Source organism: Pseudomonas sp. W22_MBD1_FP4, from assembly GCF_052113765.1.
GTDB lineage: Bacteria > Pseudomonadota > Gammaproteobacteria > Pseudomonadales > Pseudomonadaceae > Aquipseudomonas > Aquipseudomonas sivasensis.
Genome location: NZ_JBGQOI010000001.1, coordinates 176,163 through 193,694, shown reverse-complemented (window position 1 = coordinate 193,694; position 17,532 = coordinate 176,163). Strand labels below are relative to the sequence as shown.

Here is a 17,532-nt window from a genome sequence, read left to right as displayed (position 1 = left end):
TAAAAGATTTAACCGATCAAAAGCTTTCCAGACCAGGGGCCGCCGATCACCTTGCCGTCAGTAGAAGTACGCCACGCGAAACTGCAGCGAATTATCGATCTTCACGCCCTCGCGCACCGAGGTGTCATGCATGAGCTGCCCCATCACCTGCACTTGCTTGCCCAGCATCGTGGCGACAGTGAAACCGAGCGTGCCGTTACTGCGGCTGGTGGCGAGGGTTTCATGGTCAAGCGTCTGGCGCGCGCCCCAGTTATGTCGATACGAAATCGCGGCGTAAGTATCCGGGGTGAAGTTGTAGCGTAAATGGTTGTGCAACTGGAATAGCGGCGCTTTTTCGGCGTCGGTGGCGCGCTGCTTGTCGTAGAACTCCGTTTCGGCGATCACGTCCCAGGTGATTTTATCGGTGAGTCCCTTGATGTAGCCGACTTGAAAGTCCAAGGCCCAGCGGTTATCGCTCAACGCAAAACCCTGGTTTTTATCGCTGCCGGTGGGTGCCGTGACGAACACTGACCAGCCCAGGTGTTCATTTCTGGCAAGGTCTGCGATGGTCCATACCGTTCCACCGAAGGTGATATCCCCCAGCCCAGAGTTTTTGCTGTCGGTGGCGCCGATCTTCTGATAACCGAAGGGGATCACAATCTGTGGATCCCAGGTCAAGCCTGTGTTGAAGAACTCGGTGAAGTGGATCAATCGCAACACGCCGACAGTCAGGTCGAGGTCGAGGTTGTCGGCGACTTTCTTGCCGCCGGAATACACCTTGTCCCCTCGCGGATTCTGCTGGTACAGCACCACCACATCGGTGCCTTGGGGCAGCGCGGTGTAGTCGCCGGGGTCGGGTTTGACATCGGCCTGGGCCAAGGGCGCCAGACTGGCAAACAATGCGCTGAACGTCAGAGTGCTAAGTATTTTCATGGCGGGTCCCGTTATTTTTATTGGAGGCAGAGCTTCGCCATGACGACTCCGTGGGGAGTCGCCAGGCTTAGGTGAAACGGATTGGAATCAGTGCGCGGTGGTGTGTCCGCCAGCCTTGAGATCGGCTTGCAGATCCTGGGTACGCTTGACGAGGTATTGACGGATCAATTCCATGTCTTCGCGCTGAAGAATGTCGGAAAAATTCGGCATCCCTCCATTGATCAGCGCCCCGCTGAGAAAGGCGGGAAACGCCGCGTGCTTGTTGTCATCCAGGTACCGCAGGTCTGGCACCACACCGCCGCTGATAGCATTGAGGCCATGGCAACCGGCACACAATCCATTGAACAGCCCGCGCGCCTGGGTCAGTTGCTCGGGGGTTGCAGTGAGTGCCTGATGGGTCGTCGGCATGACGGGTGCAGCTTTCGGCGCAGGCAGTTCCCCGTGCGCGCCCAGTTTGAAAGCGATCACCCGCGACTCTGCTCGCACCTTGCCTTTGTTGGTCAATGGGCCGGTCAGCAAAGGAATGATGCCGCCCCACCCCACAGAGAACGCCACATATTGCTCGCCATTGACGGTGTAGGTGACGGGCCCGGCCATTACTCCTGAATTGGCTCGATGCTCCCATAGCGGCTTGCCGGTGTCGGCGCGGTAGGCGACGACGCGCCCATCGGCGGTGCCCTGGAACACCAGGTTACCCGCCGTGGCCAACGTGCCGCCGTTGCCGGCGCTGATGTACGGTTGCTTCCAGGCGGCTTTCTGTTTTACCGGGTCCCAGGCGATCAGTTCGCCGCTCCAGGCGTCGCGGATTTTATTCAGGATTTTCGGGTCCTCAGGCAGGTCCGGCACATCCAGGCCGAAGTTCACCACGGACTTGTTCGATAAGAACATCGGCGCCTTGGCCGCTTTCAGTTCGGCCAGGGTGTATTGGGCCGGGATGTAGACGTAACCGGTCTTGGGGCTGAACGACATCGGGTGCCAGTTGTGCCCGCCGAGGAAACTCGGCTGCACTACTTTCGGCTCCTTGGAATAGTCGGCCGCGCCGGTGAGGATCGGACGCCCGGTTTTCAGGTCGATACCGCTGGCCCAGTTGACCGGGACGAAATTCTTCGCCGAGAGCAATTGCCCGTTGGTGCGATCGAGGACATAGAAAAACCCGTTCTTCGGCGCCTGCATGATCACTTTGCGCAGGCTGCCGCCGATCTTGATATCGGCCAGGATCATGTGTTGGGTCGCCGTGAAGTCCCACTGGTCCTGCGGCGTGATCTGGTAGTGCCACACGTATTCGCCGGTGTCTGGGCGCAGTGCCAGAATCGACGACACGTACAGGTTGTCACCTTTGCCATTGGTGCGGAACTGGTAGTTCCAGGGTGAGCCATTGCCGGTGCCCACATAGAGAAGATCAAGCTGCGCATCGTAGGCCATGGAGTCCCAGACCGTGCCGCCACCGCCCCACTTCACCCAGCCGTCGCCGTCCCAGGTTTTCATGGCCTTGGCCATGGCGGGGTTTTCCGCTGGCAGCTTGGGGTCACCCGGCACCGTATAGAAGCGCCACACCTGTTTACCGGTGTCGGCATCGTAGGCCGTAACGTAACCGCGCACGCCGAACTCGGCGCCGCCATTGCCGATCAGCACCTTGCCCTTGACGATGCGGGGCGCGCCGGTAATCGAATAGCTTTTTGTGCGATCGATAATGGTATCGACGCTCCACACCGGCTGACCATTAGCCGCATCCAGGGCGATCAAGCGTCCATCGAAACTGCCCACATAGACTTTACCCTGCCACACCGCAACGCCCCGGTTGACCGGCCCACAACACCCCTGGCTAAGGTTTTCGGCGGGCACTTTCGGGTCGTATTTCCACAGCAACTCACCGGTGGCGGCATTGATGGCATACACGATGCTGAAGGCGCCGGTGGTGTACATCACACCATCGACCACCAGCGGCGTGGCCTCGGTGCCGCTGTCGATATCCAGCTTGGTCGTCCACGCCAAGCCCAGCTGTGCGACATTGCCGGCATTGACGCTGTCCAGTGGGCTGTAACGCTGCTCGTCATAGGTGCGACCGTGGCTCATCCAATTGCCGGGCTCCTGGTCGGCCGTGATGATTCGCTGGCCATCGACCTGCGCCGGGCCCGCCCACACAACAGAGCAGAACGTAGCCATCAGTAAGGGAATGCCTGGCAACAGGCTGCGTGATCTCATTATTATTTTTCTCCAGCGATAAGCGGCTCGGTGTCACCCCCAGCCCAGGCAAGCTTATTAGAGGACTTGGCGCGCTGCGCGACTTGACTGACGCTGCCAAAGCGCTTGGCATTCTCTGCCAGGCGCGCACTTACGTAGCGTGCTGGCGAAAATCCCGAGGGGCGTGCTGAAAATGACGCTTGAACGCGCGGCTGAAATGCGCGGCGTCGACAAAACCCCATTTAAAGGCGATCTGAGTGATGGATTCATGGCGCAGATCCTGGCAGCGCAGATCCTGGGCCACCCGCTCCAGGCGGCGCTGCTGAATGTAGCGAGAGATGCTTTCGTGGCGCTGCTCGAACAACCGATAGAGCTGGCGGACAGAGACGTTCAACTGCCGCGCCAGATAGTCAGGGCCTAATTCAGCCTCTTGCAGGGAAGACTCAACCAGGCGGGTGGCCAAGCCATACAGATCATCATGACCCACGCAGGCAAAGGCGGGCTGCCCGTCGGTGCGTTCATCCAGGCCAGCGACAGCCAACCGGATTAATGCATGTTCCAGCGCGGGCCCATCGCTCCTGCCGCCGGAGTCACGGCTCAACGCAACGTCACTCAACGAACGCACCAGAGCGCGAATCATGTGAGTGGCGACACTGTTGCGCGCGAGCTTGCCAAACAGCGGTTGCGGGCCAAGCTGATGGCTGACTTCCTGGCGTGACAGGTGAATCGAGATATTCTGCACCAGCCCTCGCGGCTCTATGTCGAAGGCCTGGGCCGAGTCCACCAGGGCGATGTCTTCAGGCCCTAACTCAATCACCTGATTTTGCCCGCGGATGCGCTGGTGGCCGCTGCTCTGAAGAATGAGAAAACAGTGACGATCGTCATCGCCGTCACCCGAGGTGCGATGGCGGCTGATCAATCCTGCATTGGTGCGGATATGGGCCAACTCCAGGCCGCACACATCCTGAGCGTGGACGCTGCCGATAAACAGCGTGTGCTGTTCGGACAGGGCTGTGCTGAAATTACCGCACACCGCACGCAAGTCGCGGTTCCAGTTGGCGAACGCCTCACGAGTGCTCAACAAGGCAGGCATATCCTCGCTCCCACAGGTTATTTATAGTTATACCGTTAACATATTATCTATTTTTTCCGGGTGCAAGCAGGCTGGGTTTGATGTGGGTGAGCAACCGGCCGTTCCAAGACCGTCGCTCTATTGCTTTTGACCTCAAATCACCCGTCACACACACTGCCCGGGTACTAAAATCAAGGCTCAAACAGGAGTGGTGGTTATGCGCAATTTTTCAATTCAACGCCTCGACCATGTGGTTCTGCGGGTGCAGGACATCGAGCGCAGCCTGGCTTTCTATACCTCGGTGCTGGGATGTGAGGTCAAAAAGCGCCGGGAAGACCTGGGCCTGATTCACCTGAGCGCTGGGGCATCCATGATCGACTTGGTGGACGTGAATGGCTCCATCGGACGCCAAGGCGGGAAGCCGGCGGGCAAGCAAGGGCACAACGTCGATCACGTTTGCCTGCGGGTCGAGCCGTTCGATGAACAGGCCATTCTCGGCCACTTGGCTGACGCGGGTATATCCGCTGAAAAAGCCGAGATGCGCTATGGCGCAGAGGGCACAGGCTGGTCGCTCTATTTCCATGACCCGGACGGTAATCAAATCGAGTTGAAGGGCCCGGCTGTGCAGCCTTGATGCACGCTCGGCCCCGCCGCCCCCGTGACACAACATCATAAAAATAGATGATCTTAAAAAATCACATAATGACAATATCTAATAATTAGCTTATTCCAAAAAAGACTTTCCCTCGGGTTTTTTATAGGAATATCTTCACTTCACAGACCGACCCCATACCTGGCGGAGGACGTACCCCCGACCACCAGGAGCCTGCTATCAGGCTAAATGGACCGATCTCGACATGCCAGACCTCACCTCCCCGCTGCCCCTCAAGAACTTTCACCTGTCACTGCTGACCAGTTCCCTGCTGCTCGCCACTGCGCCCTCCTTCGCCGAAGCCGCGACGGAAGATGCCCAACTCGGCACCGTCACCGTGATCTCCACCGGCCTGCGTGGCCAGGAGCGCACCGTGGCCGACAGCCCGGCGCCGATCGATGTGATCAACAGCGAGCAACTGCTCAAGACCGGTCGCGCCGAATTGTCCGAAGCGATTGCCAAATTGCTGCCGTCGTTCAACTTCGGCACCAATATCGCCGGCTACAACTCGGTGACTCGCCCACTGAGTAACCGCAGCCTCGGCCCGGCCTACACGCTGGTGCTGGTCAACGGCAAACGTCGCCACAACGGCGCCACCGGTCAGCGCGGGTCCATCGACAACAGCGGCGCGAATGCGGTGGATATCGACCTGATCCCGGTCAGCTCGGTGGACCATATTGAAGTGCTCAAAGACAGCGCTGCCGCCCAGTACGGTTCCGATGCGGTGGCCGGGGTGATCAACATCATCCTCAAGACCGGCAACAGCGGCGGGCACCTGGAAACCAGTTACGGCCAGTTATTCTCCGGCCAGGGCGAAACCATCAAGGTGGCCGGCGACCAGGGTTTCAAGCTGGGCGACGGCGGCTTTTTCCACCTCTCCGCCGATGCACGCAAACGCGGCGAAGCCTCCTGGAACGACAAGGCCGACGGCAGCGTGAGGGCCTTCAACGATCCGGCCAAGGAAGCCGCCTGGGACCGTGTGGCAATCAAGAACGGCGACCCGGACCTCAAGGCCTTCAACCTCGCCTACAACGCCGAACTGCCCCTGGAAGACCTGACCCTCTACTCGTTCTCCACCTACGGCGAGCGTGATGCCGAGGCGGCCAACTACTTCCGCCTGCCCACCGGCCGCGCCGCCGTGCCCGAGGTGTTCCCGGACGGTTACTACCCCTTGAACAACATCAAGGACCGCGACTACCAGCTACTGTTCGGCGGCAAGGGCCAAGCGGCCGAGTGGAACTGGGACCTGAGCACCACCTACGGGCGCAACAATGTCCACCACTCCAGCGACCTCAACATCAACCCGTCCCTGGGCACCGCCTCACCGACCAAATTCGACAACCTGGCCACCTTCCGCTTTGAGCAGTGGGTCAACAACCTGGACTTCACTCGCCGCTACGACAGTTTGTTTAATCTGACTTCGCCGGTGCAGGTGTCGGCCGGCCTGGAACATCGCTGGGAACACTTCAGCACGTTCGCCGGCGACCCCGAGGCTTATATCACCGGGACGTACCCGGCGGCATCGGGCGCTCAGGCGGCGGTGACGATTCGCCCGGAAGATGAAGTCAGCCTGATCCGCAACAACTACGCCGGCTACCTGGATTTAGGCTTTGACCTGACCGAGCGCTGGTTTCTCGACGTCGCCGGGCGTGTCGAACATTACGACGACGACTCAGGCAACACCTTCGGCCTGAAAGTTAACTCGCGCTACGAACTCACCGACAGCGTGGCCGTGCGCGGCACCGTCGGCACCGGTTTCCGTGCGCCATCCCTGACCCAGATCGGCTACACCGTGGCCGACAACCGAGTCGCCGTAGATGTGAACGGCAACGTGGTGCCTGCCGTCACCCGCCTGACCCCGTCGGGCAGCAACCTGGCCAAAGCCTTGGGTGGCGATGACCTCAAGCCGGAGAAATCACGCAACCTAGGGCTGGGCTTGACCTGGCAACCGGCACCGCGCACCAGCATCACCGCTGACGCGTACCTGATCGACATCGACGACCGTATCGCCTTGACCAGCAACATCTACGACCAAGGCAATGGCGTGATCAACGGCATCCTCACCGCCCAAGGCGTGCCCTCCGGCACTTGGGTCAACTACTACACCAACGCTTTCGATACCCGCACCCGTGGCCTGGACGTGGTCGCCGACCACACCACGCCGCTGGATGCCTGGGGTGATGTGCGCTGGAGCCTGGGTTTCAACTGGAACAAAACCACTATCGAAGGCAACCGCGATACCCCGAGTGCGCTGGCCAACTCCGGCGTCACCCTGGTAGGCCGCGACCGCGAAGGCGACCTGACCGAAGCATCGCCCAAGACCAAATGGATCCTGGGCGCCAACTGGAAGGTCGAGGACCTGGCAGTGAACCTGCAAACCAGCCGCTACGGCGCGGTCAAGACCTTGGCGGTCAACCCCACGGGCGACCGCAGCTTCGGCGCCAAATGGATCACCGACCTCGACGTCAGCTACACCTTCGTCGACCAGATCACCGTGAGCATCGGCGGCACCAACATCTTCGACGTGCGCCCAGACCGGCACGCCGTCTACAGCAACCTGGGCCTGGCGCCCTACGGCAACCCGCCGTTCTACCCCGGCGGCGGCTACTGGTACACCAAGCTGGCCTACGACTTCTAAGCCAATCGCCATACGAGGGCATCCCATTGAACACCTCCAACTTGATGAGCCGTCTATTGGCCCCGTGCGCCCTGGCGCTTAGCCTGGCCGCCTGCTCGCCTTCGGGCAGTGACGCCCAGGCCGGCAAGACCCTGAACATCGCCTTTTTTGGCGACAACACCACCCTGGTCAGCGTCGACCCGTTCCAGGTCTATTGGCTGGAACACCGCGTGCTGCTGCGCAATGTCGCGGAGTCCCTTACCGACCAAGACCCGGAGACCGGCAAGATCATTCCCTGGCTGGCCAAAAGCTGGGAAGTCAGTGACGACGCGCTCACCTATACCTTCCACTTGCGCGACAACGTCACCTTCAGCAACGGCGAGCGCTTCAATGCGGTGGCGGTCAAAACCGCCTTCGACAGCAACAAGGCGTTAGCCACCGAGTTGCCGGCCACCTTTGGCGCCACCTACCTGGCGGGGTTCGACCACGCCGAAGTGGTGGATGACCTGACCGTCAAACTGGTACTGGCCAAGCCCAACGCCGGCTTCCTGCAAGCCACGTCCACCACCAACCTGTCGATCCTCGCGCCGGCCTCTTACACACTCAGCGCCAAAGAGCGCTCGTTGGGCAAGATCATCGGCACCGGGCCGTTCGTGCTGGCCAGCTACACCCCGGAAGTCGGCGCGCACCTGACCAAGCGCAAGGGTTACGCCTGGGCTTCGGCGAATATGAAGAACCAGGGCGAAGCGCACCTCGATGCGGTGGACATCAGCTACATCCCCGAGGAAAGCGTGCGCAACGGCCTGTTCCTGCAAGGCAAAGCCGACATCCTGTGGCCGCGCAACCCGTTCTCCGAGGTGGACCTGAAGCTGTTCCAGTCCAAGGGCGCCACCATCCAGAGCCGTTCGCTGCCGGGGCCGGCCCTGAACCTGTATCCCAACACCCGTGATGGGCGTGCACTGAGCGACAAGCAAGTCCGCCTGGCCCTGCAAAAGGCCATCGACCGCAAGAGCTACGCCAGCACCGTCTACAACGCCGAATTTCCGGTGGTGGACGGCATCTACGACGTCACCACGCCTTATTTCAAGAGCCAGGGTGCCAAGTTGGCCTACGACCCGGCAGGCGCGGAGCAGCTGCTGGACCAGGCCGGCTGGGCCAAGGGCGCGGACGGCTACCGCCAGAAAAACGGCAAGCGCCTGAGCCTGAGCTACAACATCACCCCATCCGAAACCGCCGGTGACGTGCTGCTCCAGGACCAACTGCGCAAGGTCGGTATCGAGGTCAAACTCAACGTGGTCACCCGTGCCGAATGGGTCGCCAACAACTCGGCCGGCAACTATGACCTGACCAGCACCTACATGACCCGCGCCGACCCGATCATCCTGCAAACCATCCTCGACCCACGCACCGCCAACAGCTCGACCCTGGCCACCAACCTCTACGAACCGACGGTGCTGAACGCTGCCAAAGGCCTGTTCGATGCAGGCATCACCGCCACCCAAAGCCAACAACGCGCAGCGGCCTACGGCAACCTGCAAGACCTGCTGGTGGATGAAGGCTCGGCGTTCCCGGTGTATGAGCGCGTGTGGCAGGCCGCAACGTCGGCCAAGGTGAAAAACTTCCGCTGGACCGCCGAAGGTTTTGCGCTGCTGGGTGATATCGAGGTCGCCGCGCCATGAGTCGTTACCTGATTGGCCGGGTCGGCCAGGCGCTGCTGGTGCTTTGGGGGGCCTACAGCATCACCTACTTCATCCTCTATCTGCTGCCCGGCGACACCTTGTCGATCATGCTCAGTGCGTCCGGCATGGAAGCCGACGCGCTGTCGGTGGAAGACCTGGCCAAGGCGCGGGCCTATTACGGATTGGATAAAGGTCTGTTTGAGCAATACATCGACCTGCTGCTGGGCGCGCTGCGCGGTGACTTTGGGCAGTCATTGTCACTCAACCGCCCGGTGGCCGAGTTGCTCGCCGAGCGCCTGCCACAGACGCTGTCCCTGGCGGGGCTGGCGATTGTGCTGTCGCTGCTCGGCGGCATTGGCTTGGCGTACCTCACCGCGTATATCCGTTGGCAACCCCTGAAAAAAGCACTGGCGCGCCTGCCGTCCCTGGGCTTCTCGGTGCCGGTGTTCTGGATGGGTTTGTTGCTGATCCAGGTGTTTGCGTTTGGCCTGGGTTGGTTTCCCGCGACCGGCACTCGAGGCTTCGAAAGCTTGGTGTTACCGGCGATCACCCTGGCGATCCCAAGTGCAGCGGTGTACGCCCAAGTGCTGCAACGCAGCTTCCAGGGCGTGTGGAAAGAGGCCTATATCGTCACCGCCTACGCCAAGGGCCTGAGCCGGGGCCAGGTGCAGGCACGCCATGGGTTCAGGAATGCCGCGCTGCCCATCCTCACCCTGATCGGCCTACAGGTGGGCAATACCGTGTCCGGCGCGGTGCTGGTGGAAACCATCTTCGCCCGTTCCGGCATCGGCCGTCTGGCCCAGGAAGCCGTACTGCGCCAGGACATTCCGGTGGTGTTGGCCATCGTTGCAGTGTCGGCGGCAGCCTTCGTCCTCGTGAACCTGCTGGTGGACTTGCTGTACCCCTGGCTCGACCCGCGCATTTCCCACACGCCAAAGGTGTCCTAGACCATGACGACGCTCACCCAGAAACGCGTGCGCAGCGAAACCCTCTGGCACCGCCGCAGCCACTTGCAACGCGCCACGTCCACCCTGCTGCCCTTGCTGCGCCGGCCGGGGTTCAGCCTGGCCGTGGCAGTGTTGGTGTTCTCGCTGGTCGCCGCCCTGGCGCCGCACCTGCTGAGCAGCTTCGACCCCTACGCCACCGCGCCGCTCGCCAAACTCACGGCGCCCAACTTGACCCATTGGTTCGGCACCGATGAACTGGGCCGTGACCTGTTTACCCGCGTGGTCTACGGCGCGCGCCTGTCGGTGCTGGCGGCCTCGCTGGCGGTGGGGATCGCGCTGGTAGGCGGACTCGGGCTGGGCATTTTGTCCGGGTTTGCCGGTGGCCGTATCGATGCGGTGATCATGCGCGTGGTCGATGTACTGCTGGCTCTGCCTGGACTGCTGCTGGCCCTGGCGATCGTCACGGCTATTGGTTTCGGCACCGTACCGGTGGCCATCGCGGTGGGCATCGGCATTATTCCGGGCTTTGCCCGTACAACCCGCGCCGAAGTACTGCGGGTGAAAACCCTGCCCTATGTCGAAGCCGCACGGCTGGGCGGTGCCAGTTGGGGCCGCACGTTGTTGCGGCACATTCTGCCCAACGCCTGGGGCCCGGTAGCGGTACTGGCAACGTTGGACTTCGGCGCAGCCATCCTCGCCACCGCAGGCTTGAGTTTTCTCGGTTTCGGCGCCGCACCACCGGCGGCGGAATGGGGCACCTTGATCGCCAACGGCCGGCACTTTCTGATCACCGCACCTTGGGTGTCGTTGCTGCCCGGCCTGTTCCTGGTGGCCGTGGTGTTCAGCCTCAACCATATCGCCCGCACCTTCGAGGAGATCCAGCGATGAGCCCGTTTTTGGTCGATGTACGCCAACTCAGTGTCGATTACCGCTCCAGCGGTCAGGTCAATCCAGCGGTGCGTTCGCTGTCGTTTTCCCTCGCCCAAGGCGAAACCGTGGCGATTGTCGGCGAGTCCGGCTCGGGCAAGTCCACCCTGGCCAACGCCATCCTTGGCCTGCTGCCAGACAACGCGCAAATCAGCGCCGGTCAACTGTGGGTGGATGGCAATAACTTGACCCACGCCAGCGAACGCCAGAAACGCAACCTGCGCGGCCGCACCATTGGCCTGGTGCCCCAGGACCCGATGGTCAGCCTCAACCCTACCCTGCGCGTCGGCCAACAGATCGCCGAGGCGTTGATCCTGGCCAAGGGCAAGCGCTACCCCGGCGTCGATGCGGATATTGTCGAGTTGCTGCAACAGGTGGGGATCGACAAACCGGTGCTGCGCGCCCGCCAATATCCCCATGAACTCTCCGGTGGCATGCGCCAGCGCGTGCTGATCGCCATCGCCCTGGCCGGTAATCCGCGCCTGATCATTGCCGACGAGCCCACCAGCGCGCTCGACGTCACCGTGCAGCGCAAGATCCTCGATCACCTGCAACGGCTGGTCAGGGAGCGCGGCATTTCGCTATTGATCATCACCCATGACCTCGGCGTGGCCACCGACCGCGCCGACCGCATTCTGGTGATGCAGCACGGCGAGGTGGTCGAACAAGGCCCGCCCCAGCAGATCCTTTCCCGCCCCAGCCACGACTACACCCGCGCACTGATTGCCGCCGCGCCTGCCTTCGCCAAGCGCCGCGATCCGTTGATCAATCTCGATCTGGGGCGCCAGCCGATCCTCAGCCTGCACAACGTCGGCAAGACGTTTGCCCTACCCAAGGTCAAGGGCGAAGCCTCGACCTTCCTGGCCCTGGAAGGTCTCAACCTTGAGGTGTACCCCGGCCAGACCCTGGCCATCGTCGGCGAGTCCGGTTCGGGCAAGAGCACCGCGCTGCGCATCGCCCTCGGGCTGGAGAAGCCGAGCCAGGGCCGGGTCTGGTTCGAACAACAGGACGTTACAGACCTCAGCTGGCGCGACTTCCGCCCGTTGCGCCAACGCCTGCAACTGGTGCAGCAGAATCCCTTCGCTGCGCTGGACCCACGCTTCACCGTGTTCGACAGCATCGTGGAGCCGCTGGTGTCGTTTGGCTTGCTCAAGGGTGCCGCCCTGGAACAGGCGGCGCGGGAGCTGATCAGCCGCGTGCACCTGCCGGTGAGCTTTCTGGACCGTCTGCCCCGTGAACTGTCCGGCGGCCAGTGCCAACGCGTCGCCATCGCCCGCGCCCTGGCGTTGAAACCCGACCTGCTGTTGCTGGATGAACCGGTCAGCGCCCTGGACGTGTCGGTGCAGGCACGCATTCTTGACCTGCTGCAAGAGCTGCAACGGGAGATGGGCATTGCGTATGTGCTGGTGTCCCACGACTTGTCAGTGGTGGCCAACTTCGCCCATGAGGTGCTGGTGCTGCGCAATGGTCGCGTGGTTGAACAAGGCTCGGTGGCGCAAATCTTCAACCAGCCGGCCACCGAGTACACCCGCGAACTGATTGCGGCCATCCCTGGCCGGCAAGTCGCGGCAAGCGCCGCCTGAGGTTTACTGCGCCGAGCAATCACGCGCCACGATGCCCTTTTCCTGGGCATACGCGGCGGACTTGGCTTCGATCAACGGACGCAAGGTGGCGCGGTCGGCTTGCAGCCAGTCGGTCACCAGCACCCACTTTTGCCCATCCCATTGCTGCACTCGGGCCGAACCGCCGCCTTCGTGGTCCGCGCAGGACAATGTCAACGGCGCCAACAGCCCGTCGAAGCCCATGGCCTTGAGGCGTGCCGCATCGATATTCAGGTGCTCGAACGCCCAGCGGGTTTCCTCACCGTTCAGTGCGCGGTTGCCGAATTTGGCCTGACCGGTGCGCAGCGCTTCGACAGCAATCGCGGCGTTGATCAGGCCGATGTTGTAGTAGACCTTGCCGAAGTAGCTGGTGTCCTTGAGGTTGCTCTTGCCGGGATCGAGGATGAACTGCTTGAGCTTTTTATGGATTTCGAAACCGTCGCCACCGGGGAACGGCGCCAGCGCCTGGTAGCCTTTGGCGGCGGTGCCGGCGGGAATCACATCGGCTTCAGAGCCTGCCCACACATCACCAATCAGACGGTCCACGGGAACGCCAAAACGCACGGCGGTCTTGATCGCCACCGGTGTCGAAACACCCCAAGTGCGCAGGAATACCCAGTCCGGGTTGATCTGGCGCACTTGCCGCCATTGAGTGGACTGCTCGTTACCTGGGTCTGCTACGGGAATCTGGATGTTCTCGAAACCGTACTTTTGTGCCAGCAACTGCATGGCCGCCTGGGTTTCGCGACCGTAGGCAGAGTCGTGATAGACAGTGACGATCTTCTTGCCCTTGAGCTTGTCCAGCCCACCTTCGCGCTGGGCAATGTAATTGATGCCCACCGAGGCCTGGCCGTAGTAGTTGAGCAACAGCGGAAACGCGTAAGGGAACACGCGGCCATCGGTGGATTCGGTACGCCCGCCGGCGCCATCGATCAAGGGGATGTGATCGACGGCAGCACGGTCCATCAGCGCATAGGAGGCAGGGGTGCTGTGGGTAAAGAAGAACCCGGTGGGCGCACCGTCCAGGCCGCCTTTGTAGCGTTCGTAGCATTCGATGATGCGGTCGGTCTTCCACTCGGTCTCGCATTCCTGCCAGACCAGCTTCACGCCGTTCACCCCGCCTTCGACTTCGTTGATATAGCGAAAGTAATCAATTTCCCCGGCCCACCACGGAATACCGCTGGAGGCATAGGCGCCAACTCGGTAGGTGGCCAGCGGGATGAACTGTTGATCGTTGGCGGCCTGGGCGATGGTCGACAATGGCCCGCCCAAGGCGCCGAGTGCCAGCAGGCTGGCGATGACTGTGCGTTGCAAGACGTTGTGCATGGGTGTGGTTTCTTATGAAAGGTGAGGTTTCCCCTCCCGTTGTCGGGTCAGCGCCAATCGGGTCACAACACAATTCATGCCAAGCGCATAAGCCTTCCTATTCAAGGAGTTGCGCTGTACCGGTCACCCCGCACGGCTCGGATAATCGAACACTTTATTGAACCGCTGTTGCGCCACCAACACCGCGTTCGGTCGCCAGGCCTGCGGCAAAATAGCGCGTTTTACTTCATGCCTGAACTGCGGCTAAATACGCGCCCCTTTGCGTCGATGGCTTTATGGCTATGTTCAAACGCATCAGCCCCTGGATCGCCTGCCTGGCCCTGTTGCTCAACATGCTGGCCATGCCGTTGAGCCGCGCCCTGCAAACGCCGGATATTGGCCTGATGCTGTGGGGTGGATTCTGCTCGGGCGGCGCCTCCCAAGCCCTGCCACCAGGCTTTGACAAGCTGATCGACCCGCTCAAATCTGCGCCTTCGACTGCCGCCATGAAGCATGGCGACTGCTGCTGCGGGCATGCCGGCCTGGCCGCGCTGCCGTCCAACTATTACCGGCATTGGCTGCCGCGCTATGCGCCGGATGTCGCCCTCGCTGATCCGCTGTTACCCACGTTGCATCCCAGGGTTCGCTGGCCGAGCCTGAGCCCGCGCGCCTCCCCTGTTGCCTGACTGCCCCGAAACCCTGTGTTTTCTGCCGCCCCTTGAGGGTGGCTGAACGTCCTTGAAGTCTTTTGGTCATCAGGAAGCGTGCTCATGCCTGCTCCATTTACTCTGTCCCGCGCACAGCGTATCGCTGTGCCCTCCTCACTCTGGCCGCTGCTCTCAGTGTTTGCACTCACGCCACTGGCCCATGCAACCGAAAGTTCGGCCCTCACCCTTGGCACCGTCAGCATCCAAGGCAGCACCAACGCCAGCGGCCCGCTGAACACCGCCAGCGTGCTCAGTTCGGTCGACATCCTCGGTGCCGACATCCTGGAGAAAATGCCGGTCAACTACAGCTGGGAGCTGTTCAGCCGTGCGCCAGGGGTCATGCTCACCGAATTCAACCAAGGCACCACCTCCGGCAAGATCTCCTTTCGCGGTTTCAACGGCGAAGGTGAAGTGAACGCGGTGAAGCTGCTGATCGATGGGATCCCCAGCAACAGCAACGACGGCAACATGCCGTTCATGGACATGATTTTCCCCATGGAGCTGGACAGTATCGAAGTGGTACGTGGTACCAGCGACGCGCGCTACGGCCTCAACAACATTGCCGGCAACGTCAACATGCTGACCCGCACAGGAGGCGACTACACCAAGGCGCGAATCCGCTACGGCAGCTACAACACCCGCGAGACGCAACTCGCCAAAGGCTTCGAAGGCAGCAACTGGACGCAGAATTACTTCTTCGCCTACCAGAAAGCCGATGGCTACCGGGATCATGCCCAGGCGGATAAATTCTCGATGTCCGGCAAATGGTTCTACACCCCGGACGACAGCAGCTACCGTGTCGGCCTGATCGCTCGCCATTACGAAACCGAGGCGCAAGAGCCGGGATATTTGAGTGAAGACGACGCCCGCCACCACCCCACCATGACCAACCGCTACAACGCCACCGACAAAGGCACGCGGCGGATGAACCAACTCAGTGTGCACTTCGATACCGAACTGGCCGAAACATTGGCCTGGGCGGCAAAAACCTACCTCAACACCTTCGACGACCGACGCTGGACGCAATACTGGCGCACCAGCTCCCAGCAGGAGCGCGACGCCTACGAAACCCAGTACGGCGCCCTCACCTCCCTGACCTGGCGGCCCGAGGTAAGCGGGCTCTACGCCTTCGCCCTGGAAGGCGGCGCGGACGTCCAGCAGCAACAGAACACCAGTGAACGCTACCGGACCCAGAACCGCACACGCCTGGCGCAAACCCGCGACCAGCAGTTCGACTTTGATACCTACGGGGCTTACATCCAGGCTGAGATCAAACCGTTTGAATCGCTGAAAATCATCCCGGCCTACCGCGTCGATAAAATCCACGGCGACTTCAGCAACCAAATGACCGGCATGGATTACGCCATCAACGACTATGGGCTGATCAAACAACCCAAGCTCAGCGTGGTGTACTCGCCGTGGGACGTGGCCAGCGTGTACGCCAACTGGGGCCGTACCTTCCAGGTCGGCACCGGCGCCGCTGCCTACAAGATACCGCCACGGGATACCGACCTCGCGCCGTCGATCAACGAAGGCTGGGAAACCGGTATCAAGTTCACCCCTGCCGACTGGATCGACGGCCGCGTCGCCTATTGGCAGCAGGAAGCCAGCGGCGAAGTCAGCCGCCGGCTCAATGATCCGAGTGGCGAATCGGATAACGTCGGCGAAACCCGCCGCTGGGGTTACGACGCGCAGTTGAACCTGCACCCGAACGACCGCACCGACATCTGGATGGCCTACGCCTGGCAGTACTCGAAAATCCTCCAGCCCAGCGCCACCCTGCCCAACAGCAAAGGCCAGGAAATCGACCACATCCCCCATCACCTCTACAACGCAGGCATAAACTACAAAGCCACCCCCGCGCTGCAACTGACCGCGTGGATGAACGGCCAGACCCACTATTACCTGGAGCGCGAAAACACCAAGGGGACTTACGGCGGTTACGTGTTGATGAACCTGGGTGCGACGTACCAGGTGACTGAATCCGTCAGTGTCGACCTGCAACTGAAAAACCTCACCAACCGCTACTACGAATACGTCTGGTACGACCCGGACGGCGCGAAGGCGTCACTGCACTCACCCGGCGACGGGCGTGCGCTCTATACCGGCGTCACCTTGGACTTCTGAAAGACAACCCCTTGTTATCAAACATAAAATAAGTCACTGATTTTAAAGGGTTAACTATTTCCCTAAACGAGCCTGTTTTTGTGATGAGCGTGGCCTCTCACATTTGGATAGGGAGAGGTCGTCAAATCCCCGTGGGTTCCGGGTCCGTCACAGGAGCACTCTCCCAGCCACCACAAAAAAATGCCTACCCCCGCCAAGGGATAGGCATTTTTTCCTCCCATCGTTACTGCTTAGCGTGCTTGACCTGCACCTCAGGCATCGCCGAAGAGTGGTGATTAAGAATTTTCCACTGGCCCCCCACCTGCTCATAAACGAAGGTGTAGCGCGCCTGCACATGGCTGACCTGCCCCTTCGCGTCGGTCAGGGTGAAGGTGTAGACCCCGCTGTCCATGGCTACGTTAGTGCCCAGTTGGCGGATTTCACGGTAGTTGATCTGGCCTACCGGCTTGAGTGCCAGGAAGTGATCGAAGTAGTCCTTGATCTGATCCGGCGTAGTGCGCACTTGGTTGGACACGGTGGGCTGCAGCACCGCGCCCGGCGCATACAGGTCGACCACCGAGGTGACGTTGCCGGTCTGCAAAGCGCTGTTCCAACGGTCAAACAAACCGGCAATCTCCCGGTCCTTCACATTGGCCGGCGCCTGGGCCACCTCACGGTAGACATACGGCGACGTTTCGGCGGCCTGAACAAACGGAACGCTCAAGGCAAACATCAGGGCGATTGCTGCGGACTTGAATTGCATTGGGATACTCCAGTGGTGTTCGTTGAGCCCACTTTGCCAAGCCGACCGTGGCGCGCCATCGGC

13 protein-coding genes are annotated in these 17,532 nt (G+C 61.3%); 8 read left to right on the top strand and 5 right to left on the bottom strand.

What is annotated here, in order from left to right; genetic code table 11:
• Window positions 1-57 precede the first annotated feature (57 nt).
• The 3 genes from ACEN2T_RS01020 to feaR all read right to left on the bottom strand — a co-directional run bounded on the left by ACEN2T_RS01020 (window position 58) and on the right by feaR (window position 4,186).
• The gene (locus ACEN2T_RS01020) at window positions 58-912 is read right to left on the bottom strand and encodes a transporter (protein ID WP_095184865.1); all 855 of its coding nucleotides are present in this window, start codon (window positions 910-912) and stop codon (window positions 58-60) included.
• A gap of 87 nt (window positions 913-999) precedes the next feature.
• Complete coding sequence (locus tag ACEN2T_RS01015) at window positions 1,000-3,114, bottom strand: PQQ-dependent dehydrogenase, methanol/ethanol family (RefSeq protein WP_442116129.1); 2,115 nt, start codon at window positions 3,112-3,114, stop codon at window positions 1,000-1,002.
• Window positions 3,115-3,244: 130 nt separating this feature from the next.
• Window positions 3,245-4,186: a transcriptional regulator FeaR gene (gene feaR / locus ACEN2T_RS01010; RefSeq protein ID WP_442116128.1), complete on the bottom strand. Its 942-nt coding sequence runs from the start codon at window positions 4,184-4,186 to the stop codon at window positions 3,245-3,247.
• Between the two features lie 196 nt (window positions 4,187-4,382).
• Here feaR and ACEN2T_RS01005 point away from each other — a divergent pair, with 196 nt between their 5' ends.
• From ACEN2T_RS01005 to ACEN2T_RS00980, 6 genes are all read left to right on the top strand, one after another.
• Window positions 4,383-4,799 (top strand): VOC family protein, encoded by a 417-nt coding sequence (locus tag ACEN2T_RS01005; RefSeq protein WP_122757255.1) that lies wholly within the window; start codon window positions 4,383-4,385, stop codon window positions 4,797-4,799.
• A gap of 223 nt (window positions 4,800-5,022) precedes the next feature.
• A complete protein-coding gene (locus ACEN2T_RS01000) occupies window positions 5,023-7,455 on the top strand; it encodes a TonB-dependent receptor plug domain-containing protein (RefSeq protein WP_095184868.1) in 2,433 nt (810 codons plus the stop codon).
• A gap of 44 nt (window positions 7,456-7,499) precedes the next feature.
• Window positions 7,500-9,113, top strand: a complete 1,614-nt coding sequence (locus ACEN2T_RS00995; protein ID WP_122681690.1) for an ABC transporter substrate-binding protein — start codon at window positions 7,500-7,502, stop codon at window positions 9,111-9,113.
• On the top strand, window positions 9,110-10,060 hold the full coding sequence (locus tag ACEN2T_RS00990; RefSeq protein ID WP_032891316.1) for an ABC transporter permease: 951 nt from the start codon (window positions 9,110-9,112) through the stop codon (window positions 10,058-10,060). Before ACEN2T_RS00995 ends, ACEN2T_RS00990 begins: the two co-directional genes overlap by 4 nt.
• 3 nt (window positions 10,061-10,063) lie before the next feature.
• Entirely contained in the window at window positions 10,064-10,948 is an 885-nt protein-coding gene (locus tag ACEN2T_RS00985; protein WP_442116127.1) for an ABC transporter permease, read from the top strand.
• Window positions 10,945-12,570, top strand: coding sequence for a dipeptide ABC transporter ATP-binding protein (locus ACEN2T_RS00980; protein WP_442116126.1), 1,626 nt, complete (start codon window positions 10,945-10,947; stop codon window positions 12,568-12,570). The genes ACEN2T_RS00985 and ACEN2T_RS00980 overlap by 4 nt, the downstream gene beginning before the upstream one ends.
• Before the next feature lie 3 nt (window positions 12,571-12,573).
• On the opposite strand, the gene ACEN2T_RS00975 is transcribed toward ACEN2T_RS00980, so the two are convergent.
• Window positions 12,574-13,914, bottom strand: coding sequence for an ABC transporter substrate-binding protein (locus ACEN2T_RS00975; RefSeq protein WP_095184870.1), 1,341 nt, complete (start codon window positions 13,912-13,914; stop codon window positions 12,574-12,576).
• 275 nt (window positions 13,915-14,189) lie between these two features.
• Between ACEN2T_RS00975 and ACEN2T_RS00970 the strand changes: the two genes are divergently transcribed.
• Window positions 14,190-14,579: a DUF2946 family protein gene (locus ACEN2T_RS00970; RefSeq protein WP_122753223.1), complete on the top strand. Its 390-nt coding sequence runs from the start codon at window positions 14,190-14,192 to the stop codon at window positions 14,577-14,579.
• A gap of 84 nt (window positions 14,580-14,663) precedes the next feature.
• Window positions 14,664-16,727 carry a TonB-dependent receptor gene (locus ACEN2T_RS00965; protein ID WP_442116125.1) on the top strand — a complete coding sequence of 688 codons (2,064 nt, stop codon included), beginning with the start codon at window positions 14,664-14,666 and terminating at the stop codon, window positions 16,725-16,727.
• 223 nt (window positions 16,728-16,950) lie between these two features.
• Here ACEN2T_RS00965 and ACEN2T_RS00960 read toward each other — a convergent pair whose 3' ends face one another.
• On the bottom strand, window positions 16,951-17,469 hold the full coding sequence (locus tag ACEN2T_RS00960; RefSeq protein ID WP_442116124.1) for an SgcJ/EcaC family oxidoreductase: 519 nt from the start codon (window positions 17,467-17,469) through the stop codon (window positions 16,951-16,953).
• Window positions 17,470-17,532: the final 63 nt, after the last annotated feature.

Excerpts from the sequence above, each read along its gene's own strand:
- ACEN2T_RS01020 (WP_095184865.1), bottom strand. The coding sequence starts at position 912 with ATGAAAATACTTAGCACTCTGACGTTCAGCGCATTGTTTGCCAGTCTG.
- ACEN2T_RS01015 (WP_442116129.1), bottom strand. The coding sequence starts at position 3,114 with ATGAGATCACGCAGCCTGTTGCCAGGCATTCCCTTACTGATGGCTACG.
- feaR (WP_442116128.1), bottom strand. The coding sequence starts at position 4,186 with ATGCCTGCCTTGTTGAGCACTCGTGAGGCGTTCGCCAACTGGAACCGC.
- ACEN2T_RS01005 (WP_122757255.1), top strand. The coding sequence starts at position 4,383 with ATGCGCAATTTTTCAATTCAACGCCTCGACCATGTGGTTCTGCGGGTG.
- ACEN2T_RS01000 (WP_095184868.1), top strand. The coding sequence starts at position 5,023 with ATGCCAGACCTCACCTCCCCGCTGCCCCTCAAGAACTTTCACCTGTCA.
- ACEN2T_RS00995 (WP_122681690.1), top strand. The coding sequence starts at position 7,500 with ATGAGCCGTCTATTGGCCCCGTGCGCCCTGGCGCTTAGCCTGGCCGCC.
- ACEN2T_RS00990 (WP_032891316.1), top strand. The coding sequence starts at position 9,110 with ATGAGTCGTTACCTGATTGGCCGGGTCGGCCAGGCGCTGCTGGTGCTT.
- ACEN2T_RS00985 (WP_442116127.1), top strand. The coding sequence starts at position 10,064 with ATGACGACGCTCACCCAGAAACGCGTGCGCAGCGAAACCCTCTGGCAC.
- ACEN2T_RS00980 (WP_442116126.1), top strand. The coding sequence starts at position 10,945 with ATGAGCCCGTTTTTGGTCGATGTACGCCAACTCAGTGTCGATTACCGC.
- ACEN2T_RS00975 (WP_095184870.1), bottom strand. The coding sequence starts at position 13,914 with ATGCACAACGTCTTGCAACGCACAGTCATCGCCAGCCTGCTGGCACTC.
- ACEN2T_RS00970 (WP_122753223.1), top strand. The coding sequence starts at position 14,190 with ATGGCTATGTTCAAACGCATCAGCCCCTGGATCGCCTGCCTGGCCCTG.
- ACEN2T_RS00965 (WP_442116125.1), top strand. The coding sequence starts at position 14,664 with ATGCCTGCTCCATTTACTCTGTCCCGCGCACAGCGTATCGCTGTGCCC.
- ACEN2T_RS00960 (WP_442116124.1), bottom strand. The coding sequence starts at position 17,469 with ATGCAATTCAAGTCCGCAGCAATCGCCCTGATGTTTGCCTTGAGCGTT.